This is a genomic window from Oerskovia sp. 140933 (assembly GCF_059651515.1).
Genome location: NZ_JAMXIO010000027.1, coordinates 48,228 through 65,503 on the forward strand (window position 1 = coordinate 48,228; position 17,276 = coordinate 65,503).

Below are 17,276 nucleotides of genomic sequence, written 5' to 3' on the forward strand. Positions count from 1 at the left end.
CAATAGTACTCAGCATGCTGAGTAATCGCTGGAGTGGTGTGCTCCGAGGCCTGGTCATTGTCGCAGTGCTTGGCGTGTGGCTCGCCATCGGCGCGCTCGGAGGGCAGGCGCAGGGCAAGCTCAGCACCGTCCAGACCAACGACTCGGCAGCCTTCCTGCCCTCGAGCGCCGAGTCCACGCGCGCCGCTGAGAAGGCCCAGGCCTTCGTGTCCGACGAGTCCCTGCCCGCTCTCGTCGTCGCCGTCCCGACCGACGGGGGTGCGGTCACGCCCGAGCAGCTCGCGACCCTCCGGGCCGTCGCGGCCGACCTCCCCGGCCTGCCCCTGCCCGGCGCCGGACCGGACGACCCGCAGACCGTCGGTGACACGCTCACCGCAGACCCCGTGGTCGTGCCGTCCGAGGACGGCGAGGCCGCCATGATCGTCGCGTCGCTCGACGCGGCCCAGACCTCGGACCTCATGGCCGACGACGAGCGCGTCAACAACGTCGTGATCGCCGAGATCCGCGCCGAGCTCGAGACCGCGCTCGCCGACTCGGGCCTCCAGGCCTGGGTCACGGGCCCCGCCGGCTTCGTGGCGGACCTGGTCAACGCGTTCGGCGGGATCGACACGGTCCTGCTGCTCGTCGCGCTCGGCGCCGTGCTGATCATCCTCGCGGTCGTCTACCGCTCGCCGATCCTGCCGTTCATGGTGATCCTCACCGCCGTCTTCGCGCTGTGCCTCGCAGGCCTCGTCGTCTACCTGCTGGCCGACGCGGGCACCCTGACCCTCAACGGCCAGGCCCAGGGCATCCTCTCGATCCTCGTCGTGGGCGCCGCGGTCGACTACTCGCTGCTCGTCGTGGCGCGCTACCGCGAGGAGCTGCGCGTCGTCGAGAGCCCGTACACCGCGGTCCGCCGGGCGCTGCGTGCCTCGATCGAGCCCATCGCCGCCTCGGCCGGGACCGTGATCGCCGGCCTGCTCTGCCTGCTGCTCTCCGACCTGGGTTCCAACCGGAGCCTCGGCCCCGTCGGGGCCATCGGCATCGCGGCGGCCTTCCTCGGTGCGCTCACGTTCCTGCCGGCGCTGCTCGTGATCGGCGGCAGGCGTTCGCGCGGCATCTTCTGGCCGCGCAAGCCCGCCTACGACCCGGCAGCGGCGGACGAGGTCGAGGGGTCGACCACCTCTCCGGTGGCCCCGCCGGCGAGTGGTCAGGGTGCCCCTGAGGGGGCACGCGACCTCGCGCTCGCCGCGAGCCACGACGTCGAGGTGCACGTCGCGGGCCACGGGATCTGGTCCCGCGTCGCGAGCTTCGTGGGACGACGCGACCGCGCGGTGTGGATCGTGACGACCCTCGTCCTCGCTGGCTGCGCCGCATTCGTGCCGACTTTCCAGGCCGAGGGCACGAGCGATTCCGACGTGTTCCTGACCCAGGTCGACTCGGTCGACGGCGAGCAGGTGCTCGAGGAGCACTTCGGCGGCGTCGGCGTGCAGCCCGCGATCGTCGTGGCTCCCGAGGGCGACCTCGACGCCGTGCTCCAGGCCGCGACCGGCACCGACGGCGTGGCCTCGGCCGCAGCGGTCACCGAGGGCGGCACGGGCGGTGCGCCCGGCGCCCCCGCGCAGGGACCGCCGCTCGTGATCGACGGCGACGTGCGCATCGACGTCGTGACCGAGGACCCGAGCGACACCAACGCCGCGACCAGTACCGTCGCCGCGCTGCGCGACGCGGTCCACGAGGTCTCGCCCGAGGCGCTCGTGGGCGGTGCCAGCGCCGAGCGCCTGGACACGCAGATCGCGGGAGACCACGACCTGCGCGTGATCGTGCCCGTCGTCCTGGTCGTGATCCTGCTGATCCTCATGCTGCTGCTGCGCTCGATCCTCGCGCCGGTCCTGCTCATGGCGGCCAACGTGCTCTCGTTCGGTGCGGCGCTGGGCGTGTCGGCGATCGTCTTCAACCACGTGCTCGACTTCCCCGGTGCCGACCCGACCGTCCCGCTCTACGCGTTCTGCTTCCTCGTGGCGCTCGGCGTGGACTACTCGATCTTCCTCATGACCCGCGTCCGCGAGGAGTCGGCGATCATCGGGACACGGCGAGGCACGCTGCGTGCGCTGGCCGTCACGGGGTCGGTCATCACGTCGGCCGGCGTCGTGCTCGCGGCGACGTTCGCGGCGCTCGGCGTGATCCCGCTGCTGTTCCTCGCCCAGCTCGCGTTCATCGTCGCGTTCGGTGTCCTCGTCGACACCCTGATCGTCCGCAGCCTGCTCGTCCCGGCACTGGTGCACGACGTCGGACGGGTCGTCTGGTGGCCGGGTGCGCTGCGGCGCAGCGCACCCTGAGAAGCCGCGGGCCCGGGCGGGCTGCCTCGCGTCAGGCGGCTCGCCCGGGACTCGCACCCCGGTCGCCCGGGATCCGCGCCGTCAGGGGACGACGGGCAGCGGCTCCGACGGGCAGCGGTCGAGGACGGTCGCCATCGCCTCGTGCTCGGACGGTGTGACCCACAGCTCGTACTCCGCCTTCACGGCGATCTGCCGCGCGATGTAGGTGCACCGGAACGCGTGGTTGGGCGGCAGCCAGGCCGACGCGTCGCGCGCGCCCTTGGACTGGTTGGCGGACCCGTCGGAGGCGAGCAGGTTGAGGGGATCGTTCGCGAAGCGCAGCCGGGTCTCGTCGTCCCACGACTGGGCGCCCTTGCGCCAGGCGTCCATGAGCGGGATCACGTGGTCGATCTGGACGGCCGAGCTGGTCTTGTTGCCGCGCACGAAGCTGATGGTCTCGCCCGTGTACGGGTCGGCGAACGTGCCGGTGCGTACCTCGCAGGCCTTGTCCCGGGTCGAGTACGTGAGGTCCGTGAGGTCGCGGGCCAGGATGTCGTTGCGGGTGTCGCACCCGTTGCCGTCGACGTCGGCCCAGGCTGACCCGAAGTTCTCCCGCTCGTAGCCGGTCGAGGCGGCGACGCCCTTGACCTCGAGCGTCTCGAGGGCCGCGAGGGCCGTCCCGGTCGCCGGTGCCTCGTTGGCCTCGATCGTGGGTTGGCTCACCGCGTTGGCGATGACGATCCCCAGCGCCAGGGCGATGAGGATGGTGCGGAGGGCGCGGCGCAGGCGCGCACTCCTTCTGCTCTTCGAGCTCGTGCTCTGGGTGCTCAAGGGACGACGACCTTCCCGAACTCGGACACATGCCGAGAACGACAGTTCCAGGAGGATTCGTACATTCTGCCAGCCTTCCGGAGTGCTCCGGGACGGCGGCTAGATTGGTCGCCATGAGTGGAACCACTGGGCAGGAGCGCAATCCCGGCACGGCGCGGGTCGGGCTGGTCGGGTACGGCGGGGCGGGCCGGGGCATCCACGCGCGCCTGGCCCGCGAGGCCGGCCTCGTGGTGACGGCGGTCGTGGCCAGGAACCCCGAGCGTCGCGCTGCGGCGGAGGAGGACTGGCCGGGAGTGCGGCTGCACGAGGACCTCGCGGGTCTGCTCGGGGACCGCGCGGCCTACGACGTGGTGGTGGTCGCGAGCCCCTCCGCGCTGCACGCCGAGCACGCGGCGCAGGTCGCGGCCGCGGGCGTCCCGTTCGTGCTGGACAAGCCCATCGCTCTCGACGGCGCGCAGGCCGCGGACGTCGTGGCGACGGCGGCCGCCGCGGGGACGCCGTTCACGGTGTTCCAGAACCGCCGCTGGGACCCCGAGCAGCTCACGCTGCGGTCGGTGCTCGCGTCGGGCGAGCTGGGGCGCGTGCACACGTTCGAGCGGCGCTGGGAGCGGTGGCGTCCCGTGCCGCAGCAGCGCTGGAAGGAGAACGACCCCGTCGGGGGTGGGCTGCTGCTCGACCTGGGTCCCCACCTCGTGGACTCGGCCACCCAGCTGTTCGGACCCGTCCGGTCGGTCTATGCCGAGCTGCGTGCCCTGACGACACCGACCGAGGACGACGTGTTCCTGACGCTGCACCATGCGCCGTCGGACGGGCACGAGGTGGTCAGCCGGCTCTGGGCGGCCTCGGTCGTGGGGGCCCCGGGACCGCGCACCCGCGTGCTGGGAGACGCCGGCGCCTACGTCGTGACGACGTTCGAGAACGACGCCTCGCCGTTCGAGGTGTTCGACGACGCGGCCCCGGACGGAACCGAGGGGTGGGTCACGCGAGGGCGGGACCGGCACCCGGTGCCCCGCGCGCCGGGGGGCCATGCCGACTTCTACCGGGCGGTGGCCGAGTGGCTGGACGGCGGACCCGTGCCCGTCGACCCGGCCGACGCGGTGCGGACCGCGCACGTGCTGGACGTGGCCCGCGAGAGCGCACGCAGCGGGCGACGGCTCGACGTCTGAGCAGCGGGCGGCGCCGGACGTGCTGCGCCGCACCACGGGCGGTCCTGTGGACAACCCGTCGGCACGGTGCGCGCTCTGCTGAGATGGGGCCATGTCGAGCGTCCGCGCGTCCCGGTCCTCCCGCTCGGACGGTCGGGGTGCGACCGACCCGTCGGCGCCACCGCCCGTCGTCTCCGACCTCCTGGCACGTCGGGGGTGGCTCGTCGTGGAGCCGGACGAGCGGGACGGCCCGGCCGGGGTCCGGCGCTGGGTCGTGGTCGACGGTGCGGGCCGGTACCTGGACGTCGGGCTGGTCCCGGTGCCCGCCGGACCTGCGGCACGGGCGCGGCTCGTCGAACGGCTCGACGCGCTGCGGCGGCTCGACCACGAGCACCTGGCGGTCGTCGAGGAGATCGTGGAGGCGGACGCCGAGCACCTCGCGCTCGTCTCGCGGCGCCCCCCGGGTGGGGCCCTGGAGCTCCTGCTGGGCTGTCGGGGGCCGCTCGAGGCGGGCGAGGCCGTGACGCTGCTCGTCCCTCTCGCGCAGGCGCTGGCGGTGCTGCACGGGTCGGGGCTCTCGTACGGCGGGGTGGACGTGTCGGACGTCCTGGTCGACGGCGGCGGGCGGCCCGTGCTCCGGCTGCCGCTGGACCTGTGCGCCCTGCCTGCGCCCGAGGACGTGCGGACGCTCGCGGAGCTCGCCGCCGGTGTCCTCCCACCGCCGGACACCGCGGCCGCTGCGGGCGTGGTCGGGGCCAGCCCGCCCGACGCGGGCCTCGCTGCGCTGCACGCCGAGCTCGCCGCCGCCCGCCGGTCCGACGCCCGCACGAGACCCGAGGTCGGGACCTTCGCTGCGGCCTGCTACGAGGCGGCCCCTCCGACCCCGATCACGGTGCCGGACCCAGCCCGCCTCGCGGCGGCCGCCGTCGCCGCCCGGCAGGGTGCGGCTCGTGCGGGCCGGCGTCCAGCGGGGCAGGAGCGGGCCGGGGACGTCCCCGCGGTCCCTGCGCGCCGGGGTCCCGGGGGAGGAGACCGCACGGCTCGTCGACGCACCGGATCACGGTCGGGCGTGCCCGTGCGTCCCGCGCGTGGTGCTCGACGACGGAGCGTGGGCGCGGGCGCCGACCTGCACCCCGGTCTGGTCGCAGGTCTCGTCCTGCTGACCTGCGCGCTGCTCGTCGCGGGAGGGCTGGTCGTGCGCTCGCACCTCGTGGGCCAGCAGGGAGCGCGGCCGGGGGCCTCGGGGGCGCCGGCCGTCGAGGGAGCGCCCGCCGGCTCACCGGGCGACGCGACCCTGCGCGGTGAGGACCCGGCCGCGGCTGCCGCCGACCTCACCGAGCGCCGTGTCGCGCTCCTCGCGGGAGGTGGCTCGCCGGACGAGGTCCTGGTGCCCGGCTCGCCCGCCGCGGCGGCCGACGCCACGCTCCTCGACCGCATCGCGACGTCGGGGGTCGTCATCGAAGGGGCCGTCGCCTCGGTCGACGAGGCGCGGGTCGTCTACCGGGTGACGGACGCGGGCGCCGGGGGCGAGCGGTCCCCGGGGCCGGGCGGCGACCTCGGCCCGCGCCTGGGGGACGAGGTGCAGGTCGAGGTGACCTACTCCGTGTCCGAGCACACCCAGCGGGCGGCCGACGGCACGCGGACGACGGTGCCCGAGGCCACGTCCTCCAGGGCTCTCCTGACCCTGCGGTGGACCGACGCCGGCTGGCGGGTGAGCGAGGTGGGGTGAGGCGAGGGGTGGGGCGAGCTCACCCCGAGACGACCCACTCGGCGGCGGACGCCAGGTCGGGGTGCTCGAACGTGAAGCCGCTCGCCTCCAGGACCCGCGGCAGCGCCCGCTGCGACCCCAGGACGTCGGACGCGAACTCCCCGAGCGCGACCTTGAGCGCGACCGACGGGACGGCCAGCGCCGCCGGCCGGTGCAGGGCCTCGGCGAGCGCACGGGTGACCTCGGCGTTCGTCGCCGGCTCAGGCCCCGTGAGGTTCACCGGGCCGTGCACGTCGGACCCGAGCAGGTGCAGCACGGCCGAGACGTGGTCGCGCAGCGTGATCCAGCTCCAGTACTGCCGACCGCTGCCGAGCCTCCCTCCCACGCCCCACCGCAGGAGGGGCAGCATGCGGCCGAGCGCGCCGCCGTCGGGCGCCATGACGATGCCCGTGCGCAGGTGAGCGACCCGCACCCCCGCGTCCTGCGCAGGGCGCGTCGCGGCCTCCCACTCGGTCACGACGCGCGCCAGGAAGCCCGTGCCCGGCCCCGAGGTCTCGGTGAGCACCTCGGCGCCCCGGCCGCCGTAGTAGCCGACCGCGGTGCCCTGGAGGAGGACGGGAGGGGGAGCGTCGAGGTGGGCGAGCGTCCGGGCGATCAGGCCGGTCGTGCGTGTGCGGGACTCGAGGATGGTGCGCTTGTACTCGGTCGTCCACCGGTGGTCGCCGACGCCCGCGCCCGCGAAGTTGACCACGGCGTCCGCGCCCTCGAGCGCGCGGGGGTCCAGAGCGTCCTCGTCCGGGTCCCAGAAGATCTCGTGCGCTGCCTGGGGAGGGCGGCGCACCAGGCGACGTACCGTGTCGCCGCGCTCGCGCAGCCGTTCGAGGAGCTCCGTACCGATGAGACCGTGCGACCCGGCCACGACGATGTCCATGCGACCACGGTACGGCTCCGACGCGCGACGTGCGCCACCCGTGCCGCACGTCGCCCGCGACCGGCGGATCGTGAGCCCGCGGACGCCGCAGGCCCCCCGACCCGGACGGGTCGAGGGGCCTGCGGCGTGGTGGGGCTCAGCGGGCTCCGAGGGTCAGAGACCGACCTCGGACTCGAAGGCGCCCTCCTCGATGCGGTTCTTGATCGCACCCAGGAAGCGGGCTGCATCCGCACCGTCGACCAGGCGGTGGTCGTACGACAGGAAGATGTAGCTCATCGACCGGATCGCGATCGACTCGTTGCCGTCCGCGTCCGTCACGACGACCGGGCGCTTGACGATCGTGCCCGTGCCCAGGATCGCGACCTGGCCGCCCGGGACGATCGGCGTGTCGATCAGCGCGCCACCGGAACCGGTGTTCGTGATCGTGAACGTCGCGCCACCCAGCTCGTCCGGTGCGACCTTGTTGATGCGGGTCCGACCCGCGAGGTCCGCGATCTTGCGGGCGAGACCGGCGAGGTTGAGGTCACCGGCGTCCTTGATGACCGGCACGACCAGGCCGCGCTCGGTGTCGACCGCGATGCCGACGTTCTCCTGCGGGTGGTAGACGACCGAGTCGCCCTCGATGCTCGCGTTGATCTTCGGGAAGGCCTTGAGGGCCTCGACCGCGGCGAGCGTGAAGAACGGCAGGAACGTGAGGTTGGCGCCCTCGCGAGCCTTGAAGTCGTTCTTGGCCCTGGCACGCAGCTTGGCGACCTTGGTCACGTCGACCTCGACCACCGTGGTGAGCTGCGCCTGCGTCTGCAGGGCCTCGACCATGCGCGTCGCGACGAGCTTGCGCAGGCGCGACATCTTCTCGGTCGTCCCGCGCAGGGGCGACACGGCCGGGACGCTGGGGGACTTGGGCGCGGAGCCCGACGGCGCAGCGGCAGCGGGTGCGGGAGCAGCCTTGGCAGCCTCCGCCTTGGCGGCCGCCTCGAGGACGTCCTCCTTGCGGATGCGGCCGCCGACGCCCGTGCCCGTGAGGGTCGAGACGTCGACACCCTTCTCCGCCGCGAGCTTGCGCACGAGCGGGGTCAGGTACGAGCCGCCGGTCGAGCCCGACGTGGCGCGCGAGGCCGGGGCCGCGGGAGCGGCTGGAGCCTCGGCGGCCGGAGCCGGAGCCGGAGCCGGAGCCGCGGCGGGAGCCGGGGCGGCCTCGGGAGCCTTCTCGGCGGGTGCCGGCGCAGGTGCCGGAGCGGGTGCCGGTGCCGGTGCGGGGGCCGCCTCGGGGGCCGGTGCCGGTGCTGAGGCGGCCGGGGCCGCCGCACCCGAGCCGACGATCGCGAGGACGGTGCCGACCTCGACGGTCTCGTCCTCCTGGACCAGGATCTGCTGGACGGTGCCCGCCACGGGGGAGGGGACCTCGGTGTCGACCTTGTCGGTCGAGACCTCGAGCAGGGGCTCGTCGACCTCGACGGTCTCGCCGACGGCCTTGAGCCAGCGGGTGACGGTTCCCTCGGTGACGGACTCGCCCAGCGCGGGGAGCTTGATCTCCTCGCCGCCCGAGGCGGCGGGCGCCTCGGCAGCGGGGGCGGCCTCGGCGGCGGGTGCCTCCTGAACCGGTGCCTCCTGAGCCGGTGCCGGCTCGGCGGCCGGAGCCTCCTGAGCGGGCGCAGGCTCGGCGGCCGGGGCCTCTGCGGCAGGCGCGGCCGAGCCGGAGCCGGACCCGATCACGGCGAGGTCGGTGCCGACCTCGACGGTCTCGTCCTCCTGGACGAGGATCTGCTCGAGCACGCCGGCGAACGGCGACGGGATCTCGGTGTCGACCTTGTCGGTCGAGACCTCGAGCAGGGGCTCGTCGATCTCGACGCTCTCACCGACGGCCTTGAGCCAGCGGGTGACGGTTCCCTCGGTGACGGACTCGCCCAGTGCGGGCATCTGCACGTTGTCAGACATGACCTCTCGGGTCTCCTTCGATCGTTGGGTCAGTTGTGGGCGTGCAGCGGCTTGCCGGCGAGGGCCAGGTGGGCCTCTCCGAGAGCCTCGTTCTGCGTGGGGTGCGCGTGGACCAGGGCGGCGACGTCCTCGGGGTACGCCTCCCAGTTCACGATGAGCTGGCCTTCGCCGATGAGCTCGCCGACGCGGGCGCCGACCATGTGCACGCCGACGACGGGGCCGTCCTTCTGGCGGACGAGCTTGACGAAGCCCGTGGTCCCGAGGATCTTGCTCTTGCCGTTGCCGGCAAGGTTGTACTCGAGCGTCTCGACGCCGTCTGCGCCGTGCAGCTCCTTGGCCTTGGCCTCGGTCAGACCGACCGACGCGACCTCCGGCTCGCAGTACGTCACGCGGGGGATGCCCGACTCGACGATCGGCGTCGGGTCGAGGCCCGCGATCTGCTCGGCGACGAAGATGCCCTGGGCGAAGCCGCGGTGCGCGAGCTGGAGCCCGGGGACGATGTCGCCGGCGGCGTAGATGTTGCCGACGCCCGTGTGGAGGCGCTCGTCGACGATCACGAAGCCGCGGTCCATGGTGATGCCCTGGGCCTCGAAGCCGAGGTCCGCGGTGCGGGGGCCACGGCCCACGGCGACCAGCAGCAGGTCGGCGTCGAACGTCTTGCCGGACTCGAGCGTCACGTGCACGCCCGAGTCGTCCTGGGTGACGCCCGAGAAGCGGTCGCCCAGCGTGAAGCCGATGCCGCGCTTGCGGAACGCGCGCTCGAGCGCCTTCGACAGCGACTCGTCCTCGTTGGGGACGAGGTGCGGGAGGGCCTCGATGATCTGCACCTCGGCGCCGAACGACTTCCAGACGCTCGCGAACTCGACGCCGATCACGCCGCCGCCCAGGACGATCGCGGTCTTGGGCACGTAGTCCAGCGTCAGCGCCTGGTCGGACGTGATGACGCGGCCACCGATCTCCAGGCCGGGCAGCGAGCGGGCGTAGGACCCCGTGGCGAGCACGACGTTCCTGCCCGTGTAGCGCTGGCCCGCGACCTCGACCGTGTCCGCGGCGACGAGCGTGCCGTGGCCCTCGACGACCGTGATCTTGCGCGACTTGATCAGGCCCTGGAGGCCCTTGTACAGCCCGGCGATGACGCCGTCCTTGTACTTGTTCACGCCGTTCATGTCGATGCCCTGCAGCTGGCTCAGCACGCCGTACGCGCTGCCCTCGCGGGCGTTGTCGGCGAGCTCGGCCGCGTGCAGCAGAGCCTTCGTGGGGATGCAGCCGTTGTGCAGGCAGGTCCCGCCCAGCTTGTGTGCTTCGACGAGAGCGACGTCCAGGCCGAGCTCGGCGGCACGCAGCGCCGTGGCGTAACCGCCGCTGCCTCCGCCCAGGACGAGGACGTCGAAAGGTGTGCCGGTCTCGGCCACGTGCAGCTCCTTAAGGCATACGAAAAGAGGGAGAGCAATGTTCTCGTGACATCTTGGCACTTCGGTCACCCGTACCCCAATCGGAACGCACGGTACGGCGTGTGATGCTCAAGACAGCCGCACGCCCCGCCCCGGCCGGGTCTGCCGCTCGTCGGGGCACGGCGGAAGTCGGGGGCGATCCCAGGAACGCACCAGGTGGAGCAAGTACCCTTCCTCCATGTCCAGGCTGTCGCAGCTCTTCTCCCGCAAGCCCGCGAACGGCGCCGGCGCCCCGGCGGGCGCCCCGTCGACGGCCGACCAGCGCCGTGCGACCCTCGAGCACCTCGCCGACTTCGCGCGCACGCGCGTCGGGGTCGAGGCGTACATCGAGCCACCGACGAACGACACCCCCACGACGCTCATGCTCATCGCGACCACGGGGGAGTGGACCAGGCGTCGGGTCCCCGACGCGAAGGCCGCGCGCAAGGTGGCCGAGCAGCTCCAGCTCCCGGTCTACGACGTGAACTTCACGGGGTACCCCCAGCGCATGCGCGACTGGAACTCCAAGCAGCGCCGGCGCTGAGCGCACGCCCCGCCCCGCGCCGGACCCCGACACACGACAGGACGGGGGCGCCCGCGCCGGTCGCGCCCCGCCAGCCCCGCCGAGTCCTGCCGGCGGTCGGCGGGTCTCCCCGCCGACCGCTCCCGGCTACTTCGTCGCGCGTGCCTCGAGCAGCTCGACGAGGGTGCGGACCGCGACGCCCGTGCCGCCGACCGGGGTGTAGCCGAACGCCGAGCCCTCGTTGAACGAGGGGCCCGCGATGTCGAGGTGGGCCCACGGGGTCGAGCCCACGAACTCCTGGAGGAACAGGCCCGCGACGAGCATCCCGCCGAACCGGTCGCCGATGTTCGCGATGTCCGCGACCTTCGACTTCATCGACGCGCCGAGCTCCTCGGGCAGGGGCATGGGCCAGAACTGCTCGCCCGCCGCCTCGGCCGCGGCGACGACCTCGCTGCGGACGTCGTCGGACCCCATGACCGCGGAGACGCGCGTGCCGAGCGCTACCATCTGCGCGCCCGTGAGGGTCGCGACGTCGAGCACGACGTCGGGCTTCTCCTCGACCGCGGCGACCAGTCCGTCGGCCATGACGAGGCGGCCCTCGGCGTCCGTGTTGAGGACCTCGACGGTCTTGCCGCCGCGGATCGTGATGACGTCCGAGGGACGCTGCGCGGTGCCCGAGGGCATGTTCTCCGCGAGGCAGAGCCAACCGGTCACCGCGACGGGCAGCCCGAGCCGCGACGCCGCGAGCACGGTGTGCAGCACGGCCGCGGCTCCGGCCATGTCCGACTTCATGGCCTCCATGCCCTTGGCGGGCTTGATCGAGATGCCGCCCGAGTCGAACGTGATGCCCTTGCCCACGAGCGCGACCTTGGCGTGCGGGCGCGAGGGGGAGTACGACACCTTGACGAGGCGCGGGCCGCGCGAGGACCCCTGCCCGACGGCGAGGATGCCGCCGTAGCCGCCCGCCGCGAGCGCCTTCTCGTCGAGCACGGTCACCTTGATGCCCGTGCCCTTGGCCGCGGCCTTGGCGATGTCGGCGAACGCCGCGGGGTACAGGTCGTTCGGGGCGGTGTTGACCAGGTCGCGCGTCGCGTGGACCGCGGCTGCGATCGTCGCGGCCCGCTCGACCGCAGCCTTGGCCTTCGAGCCCCGGGCGAGCGACGTGAGGACCTCGATCGTCGAGACCGTGCCGGCCGGCTTGGTCGAGCCCGCGGCGCCCGAGACGTCGCGGTAGCGCGTGAAGGAGTACGCACCGAGCAGCGCACCCTCCGCGATCGCGGCGACCTCGGCCTCGTCCTGCGCGGGGAGGGCGACCGCGACCGACGCGGCCCCCTTGAGCTCGCGCACCGCGGCGCCCGCCGCACGGCGCAGCGTCTCGGCCGCGAAGGTCCCCGACTCGTCACGAGCGCCTAGCCCGGTCAGGACGAGGACACCGGCCTTGAGGTGGGAGCCCGCGGGCACCGTGCGCACCTCGTCGCGAGCACCGGTGATGCCCAGCGCCGGGGCGAGGGCCTCGAGCTCGGCGACCACGTCGCGAGGGAGGTCGTCCCCCACGACGGCCACGCCGTCCGAGGTCGTCTGGGTCCCGACGACGAGCGCGTCCACCTTCACGCCGGTCGGGTTCTTGCTGGAGAGAGTGAGTTCAGCCACGCCTCGATGCTAGCCGCTGCGCAGCGCGAAGCCATCGGCACGGGGTGCGGCGGGCGATTCCTGCCCGCGGGCCGGACGCCGGTAGGCTCGGCGTCGTGGTCCTCCCCCTCGTCCTCCTCGTGGTCGCGCTGTGCGCAGCCCTCACCGGTTGGGCCGCGTGGTTCGTCGCCCGCGACCGTGCCGTCGTCCTCAAGCAGCTCTGGGGCGGTGCCGTCATCGAGGGCGCGATCGTCCTGCAGATGATCGTCGCAGGAGTCCTCGCGGCGACGGGCAGCTCCGCGAGCGACCCCGTCAAGCTCTGGGGATATCTGATCACTGCCCTGTTCATCCTGCCCGTCGCCGCCGTGTGGGCCTTCGCCGAGCGCACCCGCTGGAGCTCGGTCGTGCTCGCGGCCGCGGCGGTCACCGTCGCGTTCCTGGAGTGGCGGCTGTGGCAGATCTGGAACGCCTGAGGAGAAGCGGCGTGACGCACCCCGAGAACCCCGAGACCGCACCCGACCCCGCGGGCACCGCCCCGCCGTCGGGCACCCCCGTCCAGTCGGCCCCCGGCGGCGCGCGCAGCACCGGCAGCGGGTTCGGCCGGGTCCTGGTCCTCGTCTACGGGATCTTCGCGGTCTCCGCGACGGCCCGCGCCTCGATCCAGCTCCTGCGCGACTGGCACGAGGCCCCGATCGCCTACGGGCTCTCGGCGCTCGCGGCCGTGGTGTACGTCGTCGCGACGGTCGCGCTCGCCCGCGGCTCACGGACGTCGCGGTCCGTGGCCTGGACCGCGGTGAGCGTCGAGCTCGTGGGCGTGCTCGCCGTCGGCGCCTGGTCGTTGCTCGACCCTGCCGCGTTCCCCGAGGCGACCGTGTGGTCCGACTTCGGGATCGGGTACGGGTTCGTCCCGCTCGTCCTGCCCGTCGTCGGCCTGACGTGGCTGTGGCGCACGCGACCACCCCAGACCCCCAGCACCGAACCGAAGGATCTCGCATGAGCCGGCTGTACTCCCTCCTCTTCAACGGCGTCTTCAGGCACATGGACCCCGAGACGGCGCACGAGGTGGTGTTCCCGGTCATCTCCCTCGCGGGACGCACGCCCGTCGTGGGGGACGTGATCCAGGGCGCCGCCGCCCCGTACCTGGGCCGCGGCGCGAACGGCCCCGGCAGCGTCCAGGCGCTCGGCCGCTCGTTCCCGGCGCCGTTCGGGCTCGCTGGCGGGTTCGACAAGAACGCCCGGGCGATCCGTGGCCTGACCATGCTGGGCTTCGCGTTCATCGAGATCGGCACCGTGACGGCGCACGCGCAGCCCGGCAACGAGAAGCCGCGCATGTGGCGTGAGCTGTCGCTGCGCGGCATCCGCAACCGCATGGGCTTCAACAACGAGGGCGCGGCGGCCGCGGCCCAGCGCCTCGATGCCCTGAGGCGCTCGGCGTCCGGGCGCGCCATCATGATCGGCGCGAACATCGGCAAGACCAAGGTCACGCCCGCCGAGGACGCCGCGGGCGACTACGCGACGAGCGCCGGGCTGCTCGCGCCCCACGCCGACTACCTGGTCGTCAACGTGTCCTCGCCCAACACCCCGGGCCTGCGGGACCTGCAGTCGACCGAGGCCCTGCGTCCCATCCTGCAGGCGGTCCGCGAGGCGGCCGACGACGCGACGCGCGCCGCCGGGGTGCGCCGCGTCCCGCTGCTCGTCAAGATCGCCCCGGACCTCGCGGACGAGGACGTCGACGCCGTCGCCGACCTCGCGCTCGAGCTCGGCCTCGACGGCGTCGTGGCCGTCAACACGACGATCGGGCACGACCTGGGCCCGGGTGGGCTCTCCGGCCCGCCGCTGCTCGAGCGCGGGCTCGACGTCGTCGCCCGCCTGCGCGGTCGCCTCGGCCCGGACGTCACGATCATCGGCGTGGGCGGCATCTCGACCGCCGACGACGCGCGCGCCTACCTGGCGGCGGGCGCCGACCTCGTGCAGGGTTACACCGGCATGATCTACAACGGCCCGTTCTGGGCCGCGAGCATCAACCGGTCCCTGGTGCGGGACGCCCGAGGTGGAGGCGCACGATGATCCGACCCCAGTGGGTGTGGGAGCTCGACGACGCGGACGGGCGCGCGCTCACGACCCCCGTGAGCCCGGCGTTCACCAACCAGTTCGACGCCGAGCAGTGGCTCGGCGAGACGTGGCGCGACCTCGCGGCCCAAGGAGCCGTGGCGGCCCGCCTGCTGAACGACGGCGCGCAGGTCACGGCGACCGTGGAGCTGCGCACGGCGTAGGCGCGCGGCCTGCTGCTCGGGAGCCGTGAGGTAGCCCCCTGGAGGTGCCGTACGTCAGGGGCCACCCGGCCTCGTCGGGGCCGACGACGCCGGCGAGACGACCTACCCAGCGACGTGCTCCCACGCCGCCACGAGCCGGGGCACGGCCCGCCCGATCGCCTCGGCGTCCGGCGCGAACGTGAGCCGCACGCGCGAGGCGGCTCCGCCGTCGGGCGTGAGGGACGGACCCGGGTTGATCACCACGCCGCGGACCGCCGCGGCCGCGGCCAGGGCGTGGGCGAGCGGGCGGCCCAGGTCGATCCACAGGGACAGCCCTCCCGGGGGTGACGTCACGCGCCACGACGGGATCGCGGCCGTCACGGCCGAGCGCAGCAGGTCGCGCTGCGACCTCAGGAGCGGCAGCCGCTCGGCGAGGACCTCGTCGCGCCGGGCGAGCAGCTCGACGACCGCGAGCTGTTCGAGGACCGAGGTCGCGATGTCGCTCGCGCCACGGACGCGCGCGAGGTGAGCGACGACGTCGGGGTGCGCCCTGACCCACCCCACGCGCAGCCCGCCCCAGAACGTCTTGGACGCCGACCCCACGGTGAGCAGGTGGCTCGTCGCGGACCCGTCGCCCACGAGCGGCTCGGGCGAGGGGCCGTCGAGCGCGATGTCGGTGAGGGTCTCGTCGCCGATCACCGTGACCCGGTGCCGGAGCGCGACGCGCCGGACCTGGGCGCGCTCGTCGGGCGTGAGGCTGTAGCCCGTGGGGTTGTGGAAGTCGGGGATCAGGTAGACCAGGCGCGGCGTCGCGGCGCGGATGGTCGACTCGAAGAGCGCGACGTCGAACCCCGGTCCGTCGCCGGGCAGGCCCGCCCCCACGGGGAAACCGACGACGCGCGCCCCGCGACGGGCCATCGTCTCGATGCCGTGCGCGTACGTCGGGGACTGGACCACGACCCGGTCGCGTGTCGCCAGCAGCGACTGCGCGACGGTCGTGATCGCGTGCTGGGCGCCCGTCGTGACGAGGACCTGGTCCGGCGTCGTGGGCGTGCCGCGCTCGGTCAGGCGCTGCGCCACGGCCTCGCGCAACGGGTGGAGGCCGAGCGGCTCGTACCCGCGGCCCGACAGGTAGGCGGGCAGCGCCTCGAGCGCACGCCCGTAGGCCGCGTGGAGCTGCGAGGGGGCCGCGGGCGCTGCCTGGCTGAGGTCGACCAGGTCGTCGGGCGGCTCGACGCCGAGGGGCACGGGCGCGTCGCCGCCGCACCACTGGGGCTGCGTGCGGCGCGTGGGCCGGGGCAGGACCGCGACGGTCCCGACGCCCGTGCGGCTCGTGACGAACCCCCGCTCGCGCAGGGCCGCGTACGCGGCGGCCGTGGTGGTCCTGGAGACGCCGAGGGTCCCGGCGAGGTCCCGTTCGCTCGGCAGGCGGGTGTGCGGGGCGACGGTGCCGGACAGCACCGCGCCGCGGACCGCGTCGGCGAGCGCCACGTAGGCGGGGCCGTCGGTCTGCCACCCGGCGATGAGGGCGCCGAGCGCCGGAGCCGAGAGCCGGCGATGCACCGGGGGGAGCGCGGGGGCGGCGATCGAGGTGACCATGGGGCCACTCTTCCTGAATTGGCTATGGATCACCAGTCCATTGAGGCCGCAGAGTAGGGGAGTGCCCACGACCTTCAACCCCCTGCGCCGCACCGTCCAGCTCACGCTCGGGCTCTTCGGCTTCTCCCTGACCATGGCCATGCTCATCCACTCGGGCATGGGCGCCATGCCGTGGGACGTCTTCCACCAGGGCGTGGCCCGGCGCTCCGGGCTGGCCCTCGGCGCGGTCGTCGTCGCGTCGAGCGTCGTGGTCATGCTGCTGTGGATCCCGCTGCGCCAACGCCCCGGAATCGGCACCATCGCCAACATCGTCGTGATCGGCGCGACCCTCGACCCGTTCCTCCTCCTGCTCGAGCGCGTCGACCCCGACCCCTCCACGGGCACGAGGGTGGCGCTCGCGGTCGCGGGCGTCGCCCTCAACGGGGTCGCGACCGCCGCGTACCTCGGGGCCCGCCTCGGCCCGGGCCCGCGCGACGGGCTCATGACCGGCCTCGTCGCCCGCACGGGCTGGCCCGTGCGACGCGTCAAGACCGCGATCGAGGTCCTCGTGGTCGCGATCGGCTTCGCGCTCGGCGGGACGCTCGGGTGGGCCACGGTCCTGTACGCGCTGGGCGTCGGGCCTGTCGTCCAGGTCGCCGCGCGCCGGCTCGCGCCGCACCTGCGACCGGCGGTCGTCCCGTTCGAGGTGCTCGACGGCGTCGCGCACCTCCCGGAGGACGTCGCCCTGGGGGAGGGGGCCGAGGGCACGGGGCCAGGCGGGGGGACGCGGCGCACGCGCGGTCCGGGTCACGTGCCGGGCGAGCCCGAGCCCGACGCCGCCTAGGAGGCCTTGGCGGGCAGCCCGCCGCAGAACGTGCGCTCCGGCTCGCCCGAGACCCCCTGGGAACAGCCCGACGTGCATGTCCGACACCCGTCCTGGCAGCCCGGGCCCTGCAGGACGACGACGACCCCGGGTGCTCCGCGAGCACCCGGGGGCGGCGTCGGCAGGCGGTCGCC

The 17,276-nt window shown here is 74.0% G+C and carries 15 protein-coding genes; 9 read left to right on the forward strand and 6 right to left on the reverse strand.

Annotation, left to right across the window (positions count from 1 at the left end; translation table 11 throughout):
* Window positions 1–14: 14 nt before the first annotated feature.
* Complete coding sequence (locus NHG27_RS14135; protein ID WP_497016711.1) at window positions 15–2,318, forward strand: MMPL family transporter; 2,304 nt, start codon at window positions 15–17, stop codon at window positions 2,316–2,318.
* An 81-nt stretch (window positions 2,319–2,399) separates the two neighbouring features.
* On the opposite strand, the gene NHG27_RS14140 is transcribed toward NHG27_RS14135, so the two are convergent.
* Entirely contained in the window at window positions 2,400–3,128 is a 729-nt protein-coding gene (locus tag NHG27_RS14140; protein WP_497016712.1) for an HNH endonuclease family protein, read from the reverse strand.
* Window positions 3,129–3,241: 113 nt separating this feature from the next.
* On the opposite strand from NHG27_RS14140, the gene NHG27_RS14145 reads away from it, so the two are divergent.
* Together NHG27_RS14145 and NHG27_RS14150 are read left to right on the forward strand one after the other, a co-directional pair.
* Window positions 3,242–4,294, forward strand: a complete 1,053-nt coding sequence (locus NHG27_RS14145; RefSeq protein ID WP_497016713.1) for a Gfo/Idh/MocA family protein — start codon at window positions 3,242–3,244, stop codon at window positions 4,292–4,294.
* Between the two features lie 91 nt (window positions 4,295–4,385).
* Window positions 4,386–6,002, forward strand: a complete 1,617-nt coding sequence (locus tag NHG27_RS14150) for a protein kinase family protein (protein WP_497016714.1) — start codon at window positions 4,386–4,388, stop codon at window positions 6,000–6,002.
* A 19-nt stretch (window positions 6,003–6,021) separates the two neighbouring features.
* Here NHG27_RS14150 and NHG27_RS14155 read toward each other — a convergent pair whose 3' ends face one another.
* The 3 genes from NHG27_RS14155 to lpdA form a co-directional block, all read right to left on the reverse strand.
* Entirely contained in the window at window positions 6,022–6,912 is an 891-nt protein-coding gene (locus tag NHG27_RS14155) for a TIGR01777 family oxidoreductase (RefSeq protein WP_497016715.1), read from the reverse strand.
* A gap of 153 nt (window positions 6,913–7,065) precedes the next feature.
* The gene (sucB, locus tag NHG27_RS14160) at window positions 7,066–8,847 is read right to left on the reverse strand and encodes a 2-oxoglutarate dehydrogenase, E2 component, dihydrolipoamide succinyltransferase (protein WP_497016716.1); all 1,782 of its coding nucleotides are present in this window, start codon (window positions 8,845–8,847) and stop codon (window positions 7,066–7,068) included.
* A 29-nt stretch (window positions 8,848–8,876) separates the two neighbouring features.
* Window positions 8,877–10,259 (reverse strand): dihydrolipoyl dehydrogenase, encoded by a 1,383-nt coding sequence (gene lpdA / locus NHG27_RS14165; protein ID WP_193720268.1) that lies wholly within the window; start codon window positions 10,257–10,259, stop codon window positions 8,877–8,879.
* 217 nt (window positions 10,260–10,476) lie between these two features.
* On the opposite strand from lpdA, the gene NHG27_RS14170 reads away from it, so the two are divergent.
* On the forward strand, window positions 10,477–10,821 hold the full coding sequence (locus NHG27_RS14170; RefSeq protein WP_193720267.1) for an oxidoreductase: 345 nt from the start codon (window positions 10,477–10,479) through the stop codon (window positions 10,819–10,821).
* A 126-nt stretch (window positions 10,822–10,947) separates the two neighbouring features.
* Here the strand turns inward: NHG27_RS14170 and NHG27_RS14175 are convergent, their stop codons facing one another.
* The gene (locus NHG27_RS14175) at window positions 10,948–12,450 is read right to left on the reverse strand and encodes a leucyl aminopeptidase (protein WP_497016717.1); all 1,503 of its coding nucleotides are present in this window, start codon (window positions 12,448–12,450) and stop codon (window positions 10,948–10,950) included.
* Window positions 12,451–12,545: 95 nt separating this feature from the next.
* Between NHG27_RS14175 and NHG27_RS14180 the strand changes: the two genes are divergently transcribed.
* Genes NHG27_RS14180 through NHG27_RS14195 form a run of 4 tightly spaced genes read left to right on the forward strand, consistent with a single transcriptional unit; the run spans window position 12,546 to window position 14,702 of the window.
* Window positions 12,546–12,902: a hypothetical protein gene (locus tag NHG27_RS14180; protein ID WP_193721433.1), complete on the forward strand. Its 357-nt coding sequence runs from the start codon at window positions 12,546–12,548 to the stop codon at window positions 12,900–12,902.
* Between the two features lie 11 nt (window positions 12,903–12,913).
* Window positions 12,914–13,426: a hypothetical protein gene (locus NHG27_RS14185; protein ID WP_497016718.1), complete on the forward strand. Its 513-nt coding sequence runs from the start codon at window positions 12,914–12,916 to the stop codon at window positions 13,424–13,426.
* Window positions 13,423–14,496, forward strand: a complete 1,074-nt coding sequence (locus tag NHG27_RS14190; RefSeq protein WP_497016719.1) for a quinone-dependent dihydroorotate dehydrogenase — start codon at window positions 13,423–13,425, stop codon at window positions 14,494–14,496. Before NHG27_RS14185 ends, NHG27_RS14190 begins: the two co-directional genes overlap by 4 nt.
* Window positions 14,493–14,702, forward strand: a complete 210-nt coding sequence (locus NHG27_RS14195) for a hypothetical protein (protein ID WP_193721430.1) — start codon at window positions 14,493–14,495, stop codon at window positions 14,700–14,702. The genes NHG27_RS14190 and NHG27_RS14195 overlap by 4 nt, the downstream gene beginning before the upstream one ends.
* A gap of 102 nt (window positions 14,703–14,804) precedes the next feature.
* On the opposite strand, the gene yczR is transcribed toward NHG27_RS14195, so the two are convergent.
* Entirely contained in the window at window positions 14,805–16,280 is a 1,476-nt protein-coding gene (gene yczR, locus NHG27_RS14200; protein WP_497016720.1) for a MocR-like transcription factor YczR, read from the reverse strand.
* Between the two features lie 61 nt (window positions 16,281–16,341).
* Here yczR and yczE point away from each other — a divergent pair, with 61 nt between their 5' ends.
* Entirely contained in the window at window positions 16,342–17,103 is a 762-nt protein-coding gene (gene yczE / locus NHG27_RS14205) for a membrane protein YczE (protein WP_497016721.1), read from the forward strand.
* Window positions 17,104–17,276 lie beyond the last annotated feature (173 nt).

What these genes read in the sequence shown, in the direction of transcription:
- NHG27_RS14135 (WP_497016711.1), top strand. Translation starts at nt 15, where the DNA reads ATGCTGAGTAATCGCTGGAGTGGTGTGCTCCGAGGCCTGGTCATTGTC.
- NHG27_RS14150 (WP_497016714.1), top strand. Translation starts at nt 4,386, where the DNA reads ATGTCGAGCGTCCGCGCGTCCCGGTCCTCCCGCTCGGACGGTCGGGGT.
- NHG27_RS14190 (WP_497016719.1), top strand. Translation starts at nt 13,423, where the DNA reads ATGAGCCGGCTGTACTCCCTCCTCTTCAACGGCGTCTTCAGGCACATG.
- NHG27_RS14170 (WP_193720267.1), top strand. Translation starts at nt 10,477, where the DNA reads ATGTCCAGGCTGTCGCAGCTCTTCTCCCGCAAGCCCGCGAACGGCGCC.
- NHG27_RS14155 (WP_497016715.1), bottom strand. Translation starts at nt 6,912, where the DNA reads ATGGACATCGTCGTGGCCGGGTCGCACGGTCTCATCGGTACGGAGCTC.
- yczR (WP_497016720.1), bottom strand. Translation starts at nt 16,280, where the DNA reads ATGGTCACCTCGATCGCCGCCCCCGCGCTCCCCCCGGTGCATCGCCGG.
- NHG27_RS14145 (WP_497016713.1), top strand. Translation starts at nt 3,242, where the DNA reads ATGAGTGGAACCACTGGGCAGGAGCGCAATCCCGGCACGGCGCGGGTC.
- NHG27_RS14195 (WP_193721430.1), top strand. Translation starts at nt 14,493, where the DNA reads ATGATCCGACCCCAGTGGGTGTGGGAGCTCGACGACGCGGACGGGCGC.
- sucB (WP_497016716.1), bottom strand. Translation starts at nt 8,847, where the DNA reads ATGTCTGACAACGTGCAGATGCCCGCACTGGGCGAGTCCGTCACCGAG.